Here is a 13894-nt window from a genome sequence, read left to right on the forward strand (position 1 = left end):
CTGCCGGGGGGCATACGCCCCCCGCCCCCCCCCCCCCGGGCGGGCCCCCCCACTGGGGGGGGGCCCCTCCGTCGTGCGTCGGTCGCGGCGTCAGCGCCTGGCGTGGCGGCCTCGGGGGTTGGGGGCGCCGGGGGCGTCGTGGTCGCTGCCCGCGGCCTGCTCCTTCTTGGCGTGGGAGCGGGCCCGGAGGAACTCGATCGCGATCGGGACGACGGAGATCAGGACGATCCCGATGAGGATCATCTCGATGTGCTTGTGCACGAAGTCGATCTTGCCGAGGGCGGCGCCGAGCAGGGTCACGCCCGCGCCCCAGAGCACGCCGCCGATGACGTTGAACGTGATGAACGAGCGGTAGTTCATCCGGCTGACGCCCGCGATGATCGGCGTGAACGTCCGCACGATGGGGACGAAGCGGGCCAGGATCAGCGACTTCGGGCCGTGCTTCTCGAAGAACTGATGGGCCTTCTCGACGTTCTCCTGCTTGAAGAGCTTGGAGTCCGGGCGCGTGAAGAGGGAGGGCCCCACCTTCCGGCCGAAGAGGTAGCCCACCTGGTCGCCGAGGATCGCGGCGCCGACCACCAGGGCGCACACCAGCCACAGCGGCGTGTCCAGCTTGCCGGTGGTGACGAGCAGGCCGGTGGTGAAGAGCAGCGAGTCACCGGGCAGGAAGAACCCGATGAGAAGTCCGGACTCGGCGAAGACGATGGTGAGGACACCGATCAGACCGAACTCGCCGATGAGGTAGTCCGGATCCAGCCAGCTCGGTCCGAGGGCAAGCGTGTTCACGGGTTCCGGGCTCCTGCGGTTGGTGGGGGCATGGGGGACGGCTGGCCCCAAGCTATCAACGTGGGTTGAACGCGCCCGGTTCCACCCGGCCCCCACGAGATGCGGAGCGGGCCCGGCGCCCTGAGGGTGGGGTGTCAGGAGGTGCATGCCGATGGGCATCGAGGAGTACGGAGGCGGCCAGGGGCCGCACCCTGATGTGCTGGTCGTGACGACGAACGACGTGCCGGGCTTCGAGGTCCGGCAGGTGATCGGTGAGGTCTTCGGGCTCACCGTCCGCTCACGCCATCTGGGCAGTCAGATCGGCGCGGGGCTGAAGTCGATGATCGGCGGTGAGCTGCGGGGCCTGACGAAGACCCTCGTCCAGACCCGGAACCAGGCGATGGACCGCCTGGTGGAGCAGGCCCGGGCGCGCGGTGCGAACGCCGTGCTGATGTTCCGCTTCGATGTGACCGAGGCGGCCGACGTCGGCACGGAGGTGTGCGCGTACGGCACGGCGGTGGTGATCGCACCGCACGCCTGAGCCGGGCGCGGCGGTGATCGCGCCGCGCGCCCGGGCCGGCCCGTGGGGCCGGGGGTCAGGCCGCCAGGCGTTCGGCGTTCGCCCGGACGGCGGCGTGCAGGTGCTCGGGAAGTCCCTCGTGGATCGCCTCGTAGAAGGCGTGGAAGTTCTCGTCCGCGAGGTACATCTCGGTGAGCCCCTGGTGGGTCTTCGGGTGGCATGCGAAGAACCAGGTGGTGATGTGGCGGCGGTGGGCCTCGGCGAGGTCCATCGCCTCCTCGGAGCCCGGGGGCAGGCCCCGGTCCATGAGGGCCGCGTAGGCGGCGCCCCAGGCGTCCACCTCGTCCTTCATCCGCTGCCAGTCCTCCTTGGTGTACGCGGCGGCCCTGGCCCTGGCCAGTTCGTGGGAGTGGCTGCCGCCCCAGCGGCGCGCCGACTCCTCGGCGTAGCGCTCGGGGTCCTTGTCCCCGAAGACCTCGAACTTCTCCTCGGGGGTGAGGTTGATGCCCATCCTGTTCGCCTCCATGGCGTGCTCGACGGCCGCCGCCATCCTCCGCAGTTCGCCGATCCGCGCGGTCAGCAGCGCGTGCTGCCGCCGCAGGTGTTCCTGCGGGTCCGCGTGCGGGTCGTCGAGGAGGGCGGCGACCTCTTCGAGGGGGAAGCCGAGCTCCCGGTAGAACAGGATCCGCTGGAGCCGGTCGAGGTCCGCGTCGTCGTAGCGGCGGTGGCCCGCCGTGCTGCGGCCTCCCGGGGAGAGCAGCCCGATCGCGTCGTAGTGGTGCAGGGTCCGCACCGTGACCCCGGCGAAGCCGGAGACCTGTCCCACGGAGTAGCCCATCGGCCGCCCCCTTCCTTCTCGGTACGCGTGTCAGCCTGGGGCCTGACGTGACGTGAGGTGCAAGTCGGTGGAGGTCAGTCCGGCCCGGGATCTCAGGATGTTTTGCGGCATTTACCCACTTATGGTGGGTCGGTGACCACCGATCACGCACCGTCCGTCCCCTCCGGTCCCCCCGGACCTTCCGCCGCCCCGCCCTCCGTCCACCGCTCGCCCCCGGGGTCGTACCGGGGCTGCTCCTCGCGAGCGCCCTCGCGCTCGCCGGCGGGGTCAGCCTCGGCCCCGAGAACCCGATCATCGCCACCGACATCGCCCTCGCCTACTGGCTCGGCCGCAGGGCCGCGCCCGCCGTGCCGGGCGCCGCCCGGGTCACGCTGGCCTCCTCCGCCACCATCGGCGCGCTCTTCGGCACCCCGGTGGGCGCCGCCCTCGTCATCTCCGAGGCGCTCGCGGGGCAGCCGGGGCGCGGCTCCCTCTGGGGCCGGCTCTTCGCCCCGCTGGTCGCCGCGGGCGCAGGCGCGACGACCACCCAGCTGCTCGCCGAACCCAGCTTCGACATGGGTCTCCCGCCGCTCACCGACCCCGGTGGGAGCGATCTGCTCGCCGCCATGGTCATGGCCTCCGCCACGGCCGCCTTCGGCCTCGCGGCCTGCTCCCTCTTCCCCTACGCCCACGCCGCCTTCCGGCGGCTGCGCCACCCCATGGTGATGCGTCGAGCCGGACAGCACCCGACAGAAGGAGTCCCCCCTTGCCGCTCCACCAGGGCCCCGCCGCCTCCCCCTCCGAGCCCGAACGCCGGCTCGCGCTCAATCCCTTCTACGCCGGGGCCAACCCGGTCGGCGGCATGACCGAGGCCCCGCCGCGCCACCGGATGCCCGACGGCCCGCTACCCCCGATGAGCGCCTACCAGCTCGTCCACGACGAGCTGATGCTCGACGGCAACTCCCGGCTCAACCTCGCCACCTTCGTCACCACCTGGATGGAGCCCCAGGCGGGGGTCCTGATGGCCGAGTGCCGCGACAAGAACATGATCGACAAGGACGAGTACCCGCGCACCGCCGAACTGGAGCGCCGCTGCGTGGCCATGCTGGCCCACCTGTGGAACGCCCCGGAGCCGGCCGGGACCGTCGGCTGCTCCACCACCGGTTCCAGCGAGGCCTGCATGCTCGCCGGTATGGCCCTCAAGCGCCGCTGGGCCAAGCGGAACGCCGACCGCTACCCGGGCAGCGCCCGCCCCAACCTGGTGATGGGCATCAACGTCCAGGTCTGCTGGGAGAAGTTCTGCAACTTCTGGGAGGTCGAGCCCCGGCTCGTCCCCATGGACGGCGACCGCTTCCACCTCGACGCCGAATCCGCCGCCGCGCTCTGCGACGAGAACACCATCGGGGTCGTCGCCGTCCTCGGTTCGACCTTCGACGGCTCCTACGAACCCGTCGCCGACATCTGCGCCGCCCTCGACGCCCTCCAGGAACGCACCGGTCTCGACGTCCCCGTCCATGTCGACGGCGCCTCCGGCGCCATGGTCGCCCCCTTCCTCGACGAGGACCTCGTGTGGGACTTCCGGCTCCCCCGCGTCTCCTCCATCAACACCTCCGGCCACAAGTACGGCCTGGTCTACCCGGGCGTCGGCTGGGCGCTGTGGCGCTCGTCCGCCGAACTTCCCGACGAGCTGGTCTTCCGCGTCAACTACCTGGGCGGCGACATGCCCACCTTCGCCCTCAACTTCTCCCGGCCGGGCGCCCAGGTCGTCGCGCAGTACTACACCTTCCTGAGGCTCGGCCGGGAAGGCTACCGGGAGGTGCAGCAGACCTCCCGGGACATCGCCCGCGGACTCGCCGAACGGATCGAGGCACTGGGCGACTTCCGGCTCCTCACCCGCGGCGACCAACTGCCCGTCTTCGCCTTCACCACCGCCCCCGGCGTCACCGCCTTCGACGTCTTCGACGTGTCCCGGCGGCTGCGGGAGCGGGGGTGGCTGGTCCCGGCCTACACCTTCCCGGCCGACCGCGAGGACCTGTCCGTCCTGCGCGTGGTCTGCCGCAACGGTTTCTCCGCCGACCTGGCGGGACTCCTCGTCGAGGACCTGGGCCGGGCCCTTCCCGAACTCCGCCGCCAGTCCGGCCCGTTCACCCAGGACAAGAGCGCGGCAACCTCCTTCCACCACTGAGGGCGGGCGGGGACGGGGCCGGGCCCCGCCCCCTGTCCGCGCCGCCGGTTCCCGCGCCGCCGCCTTCCGCGCCGCCGGTTCCCGCGCCGCCGCCTTCCGCGCCGCCGGTTCCCGCGCCGCCGCCTTCCGCGCCGCCGGTTCCCGCGCCGCTACCTTCCGCGCCGCTACCTTCCGAGCCGCCCGAACTTCCGTACCGCCAGGGGGAAGAAGAGCGCCAGCAGCACCAGCGGCCACAGCACCGCCGCCATGACGTGCCCCGGCTCGCCGCCGGGGTTGCCGAAGAGGTCACGGACCGCCGTCGCGGTCGCCGACATCGGGTTCCACTCCACGACCGTGCCGAGCCAGCCCGGCATCGATTCCGGCGACGCGAACGCGTTGGAGAGGAAGCCCACCGGCCAGACCAGGATCTGCACGGCCTGCACCAGCTCGGCGCGCCCCGCGACCAGGGCGAGGAAGATCCCGATCCACAGCATCGCGAAACGCAGCAGGAGCAGCAGCCCCAGGGCCCCCAGGGTGCTCCCGAGCCCCTCGGCCGCCCGCCAGCCGATCCCGTACCCGACCCCGACCATCACCAGCAGCCCCACCGCCGACTGGAGCATGTCGGCGGCGGCCCGCCCCACGAGCACCGCGCCGTCGGTCATCGGCATCGACCTGAACCGGTCGATCACCCCCTTGTTCAGATCCTGGGTCACCGCTGTCATGGTGCCTTCGAGGCCGAAGACCATGGTGAGGGTGAGCATGCCGGGCACCAGGTAGTCGACGTAGTCGCCGTCGACGCTCCGCCCGCCGCCGACCAGATAGCCGAACATCAGCAGCATCATCACCGGGAACACCACCCCGACGAGGACCTGCACCGGCCGGCGCGCCCAGTGGGCGAGTTCCCGGCGGGTCATCGTCCAGCAGTCGCCCAGTACGTACGCGGCGCTCATGCCGCCACCTCCCGCTCCCGACGCGCGTCGGGCCCGTCCGTCAGATGCAGGAAGACCTCGTCGAGCGTGGGCCGCCGCAGGGCGATGTCCTCCACCTCGATCCCGGCCTCCCCCAGGGCCCGCACGGTCTCGACGAGCGAGGCCGTCCGGTCGGCCACGGGCACGCTGAGCCGCCGCCGGTCGGCGTCGACGCCCACGTCGGCCCGAGCGCCGGGCAGCAGCCCGGCGGCCTCGTCGAGCCGCGCCGCGTCCCGTACGACCACGTCGACGCGGTCCGCGCCGACCCGTGCCTTGAGCGCGTCGGCGGTGCCGTCGGCGACGACCCGGCCCCGGTCCACGACCGAGATGCGGTCGGCCAGCCGGTCGGCCTCCTCCAGGTACTGGGTGGTGAGCAGCACGGTGGTGCCGCCGCCGACCAGGGAGCGCACCGACTCCCAGACCTCGCTTCGGCCGCGCGGGTCGAGTCCGGTCGTCGGCTCGTCGAGGAAGAGCACCTCGGGTTCCGTGATCAGGGAGGCGGCCAGGTCGAGCCGTCGCCGCATGCCGCCGCTGTACTGTGCGACCGGCTTGCGGCCGGTGTCGGCGAGGCCGAAGCGCTCCAGGAGTTCGTCGGCCCGTGTCCCGGCGCGGCGGGCGCCGAGGTGGTGGAGCCTGCCGAACATCTCCAGGTTCTGCCGGCCGCCCAGTTCCTCGTCGAGGGCCGCGTGCTGGCCGAGGAGGCCGATCCTCCGGCGTACCTCACGGGCCCCGGTCCGGACGTCGTGGCCCGCCACCCGCACCAGGCCCTCGTCGTGCCGGAGCAGGGTGGCCAGGATGCGTACCGTCGTGGTCTTGCCCGCGCCGTTGGGGCCGAGCAGTCCGTGTACGGTGCCGCGCCCGACGCTCAGGTCGAGGCCGGCCAGGGCGCCCTTCCCGCCGTACCGCTTGCGCGCGCCCTCCATGAGGATCGCTTCCGCTGTCATCCGTCTCCTCCTGAGCGTTCCCGAAATTCCGTAGTCAAACTTGACCAGTTGCCCGCCGACGGAGGACGGTATGCCCTCGCGGGGCAATAATCAAACTTGATTAGCTCTGTCGACAGCGACAGTCCCGGCCAACCCGAGCCACCCCGGCCCGCGTCAGGCCACCCCGGCCCGTGTCAGGCCACCCCGGCCCGTGTCAGACCGCGTACGGGTTCTCCTCGCCCTCCGCCAGGACACCCACGAAGGGGTCCCCCTCGCCCGCGAAGACGTACGCCCCGCCCTCGATCCGCTCGATCAGACCGAGGGTCCACTCCTTGCCCGCGTCCGCCGAGTGGAGCCACATGTGCATGATCTCGCCGATGTGCCCGAGCTGGCCGGGGCCGCCCTCCGGCGTGTAGTACTCGGTGACCGCCGTCCGCCACTCGTCGAGCGCCCGCACCCGCCGGCGCAGCAGGAACGCGGCCTCCTCGCGGGGCAGGTCCACCATGAAGCCGATGGCCGCCGACAGGACGTCCGTCTTCTGGTCGTACGTGGTCAGCGCCTCGCGGAGGAGGGTGAAGTACTCCTCCGTACCGGCCTCCGTCAGCTCGTACTCGACGCGCGGCGGCCCGCCGACCGTGCTCGGCGCCACCTCGTGCGCGTGCAGCAGTCCCTGCTTCGCCATCTGCTTCAGCGCGTGGTAGATCGAGCCCGGCTTGGCGTGGGACCACTCGTGCGCGCCCCAGTACTCCAGGTCGTTGCGCACCTGGTATCCGTGGGCGCGGCCGTGCTGCTTGACCGCACCCAGGACGAGGAGACGGATCGCCGACATCCCGCGTACCTCCCAGTCAGTCAGTCAACTTTGACCAGGGTACGCGCGCTGTGTCACCGCCCCCGCTCCTCCGCGACCAGGTCGAAGGACCCCTTGCCGTCGAGGGACTCGCGGATGATGTCGGCGTGGCCCGCGTGCCGGGCCGCCTCCTCGACCAGGTGCAGCAGCATCCAGCGCATCGACACCCGCCCGTCCTTGGGGAACCAGGGCGCCTCGGGCAGCGGGAAGGTGTCGTCCAGGCTCGGCACGGACCGGGCGAACTCCTCGGTCTCCTTCGCCACGCCCGCCCAGAAGTCCAGGATCTCCGGGATCGTCTCGCCGCCGACGAGCTTGAAGCCCTCGCTCCAGGTCTCCTGGTCGCGCTCCTTCTCGTTCGGTCGGCCCTGCGCCATCCGGAGCCAGTTCAGCTCGACCTCGGCGACATGCTTGACCAGCCCGGAGAGGCTCAGCTCGCTGACGCTGGGGCGGCTCGCCGCCTGCTCCTCGGTCAGGCCGAGGAGGGAGCGCCGGAGCGCAGCACGCTGGGTCTCGACAAAGTTGAGGAGCGCGCCGCGCTCGTCGCCGTGGGTCTCGGCCGAAACGTGAGTGACCATGGTGTCCGCCTTCCGTACGTGAACCTTCTCGACACCCCTCACGCTACGGACCCTTGAGGACAGCTACGGTCCTCAAGGGAAGGGCGGGCCCTCAAGAGGGCTCAGAACGGGAAGCGGCTCCGGCCGTACTGGATCGAGATCCACTTCTGGGTGGTGAAGCTCTCCACCATCGCCTCGCCGTTGAGCCGGCCGATGCCCGAGTGCTTCTCGCCGCCGAAGGGGACGATCGGCTCGTCGTGGACGGTGCCGTCGTTGATGTGGATCATGCCGGTGTGGATGCGCTTGGCGATCCGCACGCCCCGCTCGATGTCGCCGGTGTGGACGGCGCCGCTGAGCCCGTACGGGGTGTCGTTGGCGATCCGCACGGCCTCCTCCTCGCCGTCGAAGGGGACGATCAGGGCGACCGGGCCGAAGATCTCCTGGCCGAGGACGGGTGCGTCGGGCGCGAAGCCGGTGAGGACGGACGGGGAGACGAGGTTGCCGTCCACGGTGCCGTGCAGCAGCGCGGTCGCGCCGGCCTCCACCGTCTGGTCGACGAGCGAGGAGACGGCCTCCGCCTGCTGGGAGTTGATCAGCGGGCCGATGTGGGTCGCCGGGTCCGCCGGGTCGCCGACGCGGAGGGTCTTCACCTTCGCGACGAACTTCTCGGTGAACTCCTCCTCCACGTTCCGGTCCACCAGGATGCGGTTGGCGGCCATGCAGACCTGGCCCTGGTGCACGAAGCGGCTGAAGACGGCCGCGTCCACGGCGTAGTCGACATCGGCGTCGTCGAGGACGATCAGGGCGCTGTTGCCGCCGAGTTCGAGGACGGCGTGCTTGAAGTTCTGCGCGCAGACCGTGGCGACGTGGCGGCCGACCTTGTCGGAGCCGGTGAAGGAGATGACCTTCGGAACCGGGTGGGTGAGGAGGGCGTCGCCGATCTCGGCGATGTCGGTGACGACGACGTTCAGCAGACCGGCCGGCAGACCGGCCTCCTCCAGGACCTTGGCGACGAGCGTGCCGCCGCAGACCGGGGTGTTCTGGTGCGGCTTGAGGACGACCGCGTTGCCGAGGGCGAGCGCGGGCGCGACCGACTTGATCGAGAGGAGGAAGGGGAAGTTGAAGGGCGAGATGACGCCGACGACGCCGACCGGGACGCGGTAGACCCGGTTCTCCTTGCCGTCGACCGGGGACGGCAGGATGCGGCCCTCGGGGCGCAGTGCCAGCTGCACCGCCTCGCGCAGGAACTCCTTGGCGAGGTGCAGCTCGAAGGCCGCCTTGAGGCGGGTGCCGCCCAGCTCGGCGACGATCGTCTCGGCGATCTCGTCCTCGCGGTCCTCGACGATCCGCAGGGCGCGCTCGAAGACGAGCCGGCGCGTGTACGGGTTGGTCTCGGCCCACTCTGCCTGGGCGCGCTCGGCGGCCCGGTAGGCGCGGTCGACCTCGTCGGCGGTGGCCACGGTGATCGACGCGAGCTTCTCCCCGGTGTACGGGTTGAAGTCGATGATGTCCCACGAGCCGCTGCCCGGCTTCCACTCGCCGTCGATGTACTGGTGGGCCAGGTCGGTGAAGTGCGACATGGTGGAGACCCCTCTACCCGCTACCTGCAGTGCGACTGATGTGGCGTCATCGTACTGGTGTATCAGGAGAGTTGAAGGAGGCCCCGGAGAAGATCGCGACTTTCGGCCGGATCGGGACCGTCCTGCTGCAACTTCTCCATCACCCGCTGGTACTGGGCGACTTCCTCGCGCTTGTCGAGGTAGAGGGCGCTGGTGAGCTGCTCCAGGTAGACGATGTCGGAGAGGTCGGACTCGGGGAAGCGCAGCATCGTGAACGCGCCGCTCTCGCCGGCGTGACCGCCGAAGCTGAAGGGCATGACCTGGAGCGTGACGCCAGGATGCTCGGAGATCTCGATGAGATGCCTCAACTGGCCGCGCATGACGGCCCGGTCGCCGTAGGGGCGGCGCAGCGCGGCCTCGTCGAGGACGGCGTGGAGCTGGGGGGCGCGCTCGGAGACGAGCACCTTCTGCCGTTCGAGGCGCAGGGCGACCCGGCGGTCGATCTCGACGGCCGGGGCGTCGGGCATGCCCCGGGTGACGACGGCCTGGGCGTAGGCCTCGGTCTGCAACAGGCCGTGGACGAACTGCACTTCGTAGACCCGGATGAGGGAGGCGGCGCCTTCCAGGCCGATGTACGTCTGGAACCAGCCCGGCAGGACGTCGCCGAAGCTGTGCCACCAGCCGGCCACGTTGGCCTCGCGGGCGAGCCCGAGGAGCGAGCCGCGCTCGGCCTCGTCCCCGACCCCGTAGAGCGTGAGCAGATCCTCGACGTCCCTGGCCTTGAAGCTCACCCGTCCCAACTCCATGCGGCTGATCTTGGATTCGGACGCTCTGATCGAGTAGCCGGCCGCCTCGCGGGTGATCCCGCGCGACTCGCGCAACCGCCTCAGCTGGGAGCCCAGCAGGATGCGCCGCACCACACTCCCGCTCGTTCCGCCCGATTCGCCTGCGGTCACGGCTCCCAGCCTCCCCTTTACGGTCTCGAGCCCCCGTCGAGCCCCGGATTCTGCCACCAAACGCTTCAGCGCGTACACATTCGATTACGGAAAGGCGACCACTTCCGGGCATCCGCGGGCACGGCGCGTGCAGATCCGGGGAAATCAGCGGCCGGTTCCCCTCAACCTGTGGATGACTTATGCATAGATTCCGCACGGGGGCGGACAGGTCAGGCGCGTGCACGTGCATCTGCCCTTGCATCCAGTGGTCGCATTCGGAACCATGGACCCCGCGCAGCCGCGTACTCGTTCGTGTTGTCGTGTTGTCGCACCACAGTCGCGATTCCCGGGAGTGCCTCGCATGGGGACGAATGGATCGACCGTGCTCGAGCCGTTACGGCAGGGCCTGCCGCCGATCGATCCCGGCGCCGTCTCCACCTCCGCCTCCTGCGCCCTTCCCGCGCGGTACGAAGCCGTGCGCGGGGCCCGGAAGTTCACCAGCGCGACGCTGGACCGCTGGGAACTGTCCGAACGCTTCGACGACGTGGCGCTGGTCGTGTCCGAGCTCGTCACCAACGCGCTGCGGCACGCGGTGCCCGGTGACGCGCCCCAGGAAGAAGGCCAGAACCCACCGGTCCGGCTGCACCTGATGCGCTGGTCCTCGCGCCTCGTGTGCGCCGTGCGCGACCCCAGCCAGGAGAGCCCGGAGCCGCGCGGCGGCGAGGAGGACTTCGCCGCCGAGTCGGGACGCGGGCTGTTCCTGATCGACTCGTTCAGCGACAGCTGGGGCTGGCACCCGCTGGCGGGGACGCTGCGGGGCAAGGTCGTGTGGGCGCTGTTCCGGATCGGTGCGGAGTAGGGCGCCGGAAGGCACGGACGTACGGATAGACAGAGGAAGAGAAGGGCCCGGGCGGCATCACGCCCGGGCCCTTCTCGTGTCCGCCGTTCGCGCGGACCTCACACCAGGTGGTCGAACTCCCCGTCCTTGACGCCGAGCAGGAGCGCCTCTATCTCCGCCGGCGTATAGACGAGGGCGGGGCCTTCGGGGTGGCGCGAGTTGCGCACGGCGACGTCTCCCCCCGGAAGTTTGGCGAACTCCACGCAGGATCCCTGGGAGTTGCTGTGCCTGCTCTTCTGCCACACGACGCCTCGCAGCTCCGTGGCCGCCATGCCGTTGTACGCGTGATGCGCATGATGCACTGGTAGCTCCCCGAGTTGCTTGGTGCAGGTGTCAACTTCCTCGGATCATAGCTGTGTTCATATGCCGATGCATGAGCAGATGCACGTGCACGGGGGGTGGCGTAGCGGCTACGCAACTCAGCGTGCTACCACCGGGTACGGGGGTCCGCACCGGCCCCCACCTGGGCCACCTTACGGCTCCCGATCTTGGAACCCGACGGCGCCGTCGGGACTCGGCCCGGCGCCGTCGTGGCTCGGCCCGGCGCCGTCGTGGCTCCGTCAGTGCCGCCGTGACTCCGTCAGTGCCGTGGTGAGTTCTTCCAGGACGTCGAGGAGCAGCACAGCGCCCTTGTGCAGCAGGAAGTGGTCCGGCGGGTCGGCCGACCAGGCGTCGACCGTCTCGCGCAGGTCCTCCCAGTGCGGCTCCCGGCGCTCGCGCACCTCCTTCGCACCCCGCTCCGTCGCCCGGTGCAGGGACTCCGCGAGGGTCGCGGCGGCGGGTACGGGCGGGGCGCCGCGTTCCGGCACGTGCGCCTCCATGAGCATCGCCACCCGCCCGAACTCCGCGAGCGCGTTGTCGGCCTGCTCCACCGCCGCATGCGAGAGCCCCCGGTGTCGCACCGGCTCGTGGGTCGCCCGCTCCACCGCCTCCTGCCAGGCCACCCTGGCCGCCCGGGTGTCGAGCAGCGCCTGCCGTACGTCGGGGCTTCCGGTGCCCTCGGGGTCGGCGTACCGCGCGACGACGGCCGCGGCGTACCGGCCGACCGAGGCCAGCCAGTCCGCCAGCCGGCCGCGCAGCCGGGGCGTCTCCCAGGCCGGGTAGACGGCGTACGACAGCATCGCGAGGACCCCGCCGAGCAGGGTCAGCGTCACCCGGTCCCGTACGGTCTGCGTCAGCCCCGCGCCCTCCATGCCGAGCAGGAAGACGACGTACGCGGAGACGAAGACCTGCCCCGCCGCGTACCCGGTGCGCATCAGCAGGTACATCGCGAAGGCGCACAGCACCGCGAGCGCGGCCGACAGGTACACGTCCGGGTGCGTCGACTGCACGATCGCCGTCGCCAGCGCGACGCCGATCAGGGTGCCGCCGAAGCGCGCCACCGAGCGCGCGTACGTCTGTGTGAAGTCCGGGCGCATCACCATCACCGAGGCCATCGGCGCCCAGTAGCCGTGCCCGAAGGGCAGCACCGCGCCCAGGAGGTAGCCGGCGGCCGTGACCACCGAGACCCGGATCGCGTGGCGCAGGATCGGGGAGTCACGGCGCATCTCGGCGCGCATCTTGGCGAGGACGACGGGGGTGAGACGGGCGAGGGAGGGCCGGGTGCGGGGGGTGTGGGCGGGGGGTTCCGCCGCGCCGGAGGCGGCCCTTCCCGAAGCGCCGGACTTCGCCGCGTCCGAGCCGCCCGAGCCGCCCGATGTCTCCGTCCTCGGTTCCGCCGTCTCCACCACGTCGCCGAGCAGCGCGGCGAGGCGGACGGCCGCGCGGCGGGACGGGCCGGTGAGGACCTCACCCGTGTCCGGGGTACGGAGGACGGCGGCGGCTGCCCACGGGAGGTCGACCGGATCGCCGTGCCGGATGGCGTGCGCGGCGGCGTCCAGGATGGCGCCCGCCGCGGCGAGCAGCTCCCGTACGCGCGCGCGTTCCGGGCCTTCCTCCGGAACCCCGACCGCCGGGTCGGCGAGCGAGGCGAGGACGGGGCGGATGCGTTCCGCGAGGCCGCGTGCCCCGGCCAGTTCCGCCGGGCGGCGGCGGGCCTGGCCGGGTGTCACGGCGGCGGCGCTGCGGGCCGTCATCAGCGGTACGGGGTCGAACGGCGCGACCGGGTCGTGGCGGAGCCTGCGGGCGTAGTCCGCCTCGGCGGCGAGCGCGTCCGCGAGGGCGTCGCGCTGGGCGCCCCAGCGGCGTACGGGGAGCAGGACGACCAGGGCGGCCTGGACGACACCGCCCGCGAAGATCATGGCGGCGTGGCCGGCGGCGGCGGCGACGGAGGTGGGCAGGGTGACCGTGACCAGCATGATCGCCACGTTGGAGGAGGCGATGATGCCGACGGTCGGCCCGGCGGCCCAGACCAGCCCCGCCAGGAACGTCCAGAGCAGCAGGAGGGCGAGGAAGAGCAGCTCGTGGGCGCCGGTGACGTAGCCGAGGAAGGTCGACACGGCGAGGCTGGCGCCGGAGGCGAGGGCGAGGGTGGGGCGGGGGCGCCAGGAGCGCTGGAAGGTGGCGATGGCCGCCTGGAAGGCGCCGAAGGCGGAGGCGGCGGCGACGGCGGGCCCGAAGACGGCGAGGGAGAAGCCGATGACCAGGGCGAGCCCGAGGGCCGCTCGGGCCGCGATGACGGGTTCGAGCCGCCGCCGTTCGACGGTGAGTCCGGAACGGGCGGTCTCCCTCAACGCCCGGAGCCAGCTCATGGCCCGAGCGTATCCGCGATCTACCCTGAACCGGGCATTTCACCCCGCGGGGGTGGGGTGGGGCGGGGAGGCCGACGAGGGGTGGGGGCCGGGGTCGGCGGTCGGGTGGGGCCGGGGTCGGCGGTCGGGTGGGGCCGGGGTCGGCGGTCGGGTGGGGCCGGGGTCGGCGGTCGGGTGGGGCCGGGGTCGGCGGTCGGGTGGGGCCGGGGTCGGCGGTCGGGTGGGGTCGGGGTCGGCGCGCGGGTGGGGCCCGG

At 71.9% G+C, this 13894-nt stretch carries 13 protein-coding genes and 1 pseudogene; 4 read left to right on the forward strand and 10 right to left on the reverse strand.

Annotated features, from left to right (window positions below):
* Nucleotides 1–90: 90 nt before the first annotated feature.
* A complete protein-coding gene (locus ABT154_RS33670) occupies nucleotides 91–786 on the reverse strand; it encodes a DedA family protein (protein ID WP_351862163.1) in 696 nt (231 codons plus the stop codon).
* 151 nt (nucleotides 787–937) lie between these two features.
* On the opposite strand from ABT154_RS33670, the gene ABT154_RS33675 reads away from it, so the two are divergent.
* A complete protein-coding gene (locus ABT154_RS33675; RefSeq protein WP_351862183.1) occupies nucleotides 938–1306 on the forward strand; it encodes a YbjQ family protein in 369 nt (122 codons plus the stop codon).
* A gap of 55 nt (nucleotides 1307–1361) precedes the next feature.
* Here the strand turns inward: ABT154_RS33675 and ABT154_RS33680 are convergent, their stop codons facing one another.
* Nucleotides 1362–2123, reverse strand: coding sequence for a MerR family transcriptional regulator (locus tag ABT154_RS33680; RefSeq protein WP_351862165.1), 762 nt, complete (start codon nucleotides 2121–2123; stop codon nucleotides 1362–1364).
* A gap of 203 nt (nucleotides 2124–2326) precedes the next feature.
* Here ABT154_RS33680 and ABT154_RS33685 point away from each other — a divergent pair.
* Nucleotides 2327–2842 (forward strand): annotated as a pseudogene (locus ABT154_RS33685) (chloride channel protein); the annotation flags it as partial.
* Nucleotides 2843–2868: 26 nt separating this feature from the next.
* The gene (gene gad, locus ABT154_RS33690) at nucleotides 2869–4287 is read left to right on the forward strand and encodes a glutamate decarboxylase (RefSeq protein ID WP_351862167.1); all 1419 of its coding nucleotides are present in this window, start codon (nucleotides 2869–2871) and stop codon (nucleotides 4285–4287) included.
* A gap of 164 nt (nucleotides 4288–4451) precedes the next feature.
* Here gad and ABT154_RS33695 read toward each other — a convergent pair whose 3' ends face one another.
* From ABT154_RS33695 to ABT154_RS33720, 6 genes are all read right to left on the reverse strand, one after another.
* Nucleotides 4452–5216, reverse strand: a complete 765-nt coding sequence (locus ABT154_RS33695) for an ABC transporter permease (RefSeq protein ID WP_351862169.1) — start codon at nucleotides 5214–5216, stop codon at nucleotides 4452–4454.
* On the reverse strand, nucleotides 5213–6178 hold the full coding sequence (locus ABT154_RS33700) for an ATP-binding cassette domain-containing protein (protein ID WP_351862171.1): 966 nt from the start codon (nucleotides 6176–6178) through the stop codon (nucleotides 5213–5215). Before ABT154_RS33700 ends, ABT154_RS33695 begins: the two co-directional genes overlap by 4 nt.
* A 193-nt stretch (nucleotides 6179–6371) precedes the next feature.
* Nucleotides 6372–6986, reverse strand: a complete 615-nt coding sequence (locus ABT154_RS33705) for a PadR family transcriptional regulator (RefSeq protein WP_317877658.1) — start codon at nucleotides 6984–6986, stop codon at nucleotides 6372–6374.
* Between the two features lie 53 nt (nucleotides 6987–7039).
* Nucleotides 7040–7579, reverse strand: a complete 540-nt coding sequence (locus tag ABT154_RS33710; protein ID WP_351862173.1) for a DinB family protein — start codon at nucleotides 7577–7579, stop codon at nucleotides 7040–7042.
* Nucleotides 7580–7680: 101 nt separating this feature from the next.
* Complete coding sequence (locus tag ABT154_RS33715) at nucleotides 7681–9138, reverse strand: aldehyde dehydrogenase family protein (RefSeq protein ID WP_351862175.1); 1458 nt, start codon at nucleotides 9136–9138, stop codon at nucleotides 7681–7683.
* Nucleotides 9139–9200: 62 nt separating this feature from the next.
* Entirely contained in the window at nucleotides 9201–10073 is an 873-nt protein-coding gene (locus ABT154_RS33720) for a Sco1979 family transcriptional regulator (protein ID WP_351862177.1), read from the reverse strand.
* 340 nt (nucleotides 10074–10413) lie between these two features.
* Here ABT154_RS33720 and ABT154_RS33725 point away from each other — a divergent pair, with 340 nt between their 5' ends.
* Nucleotides 10414–10911, forward strand: coding sequence for an ATP-binding protein (locus ABT154_RS33725; protein WP_351862179.1), 498 nt, complete (start codon nucleotides 10414–10416; stop codon nucleotides 10909–10911).
* Between the two features lie 98 nt (nucleotides 10912–11009).
* Here ABT154_RS33725 and ABT154_RS33730 read toward each other — a convergent pair whose 3' ends face one another.
* Entirely contained in the window at nucleotides 11010–11222 is a 213-nt protein-coding gene (locus tag ABT154_RS33730) for a DUF397 domain-containing protein (RefSeq protein WP_041129870.1), read from the reverse strand.
* 288 nt (nucleotides 11223–11510) lie between these two features.
* Nucleotides 11511–13640: an FUSC family protein gene (locus tag ABT154_RS33735; protein WP_351862181.1), complete on the reverse strand. Its 2130-nt coding sequence runs from the start codon at nucleotides 13638–13640 to the stop codon at nucleotides 11511–11513.
* Nucleotides 13641–13894: the final 254 nt, after the last annotated feature.

This window comes from Streptomyces sp. NPDC001728, assembly GCF_040297565.1.
Classification (GTDB): Bacteria; Actinomycetota; Actinomycetes; order Streptomycetales; family Streptomycetaceae; genus Streptomyces.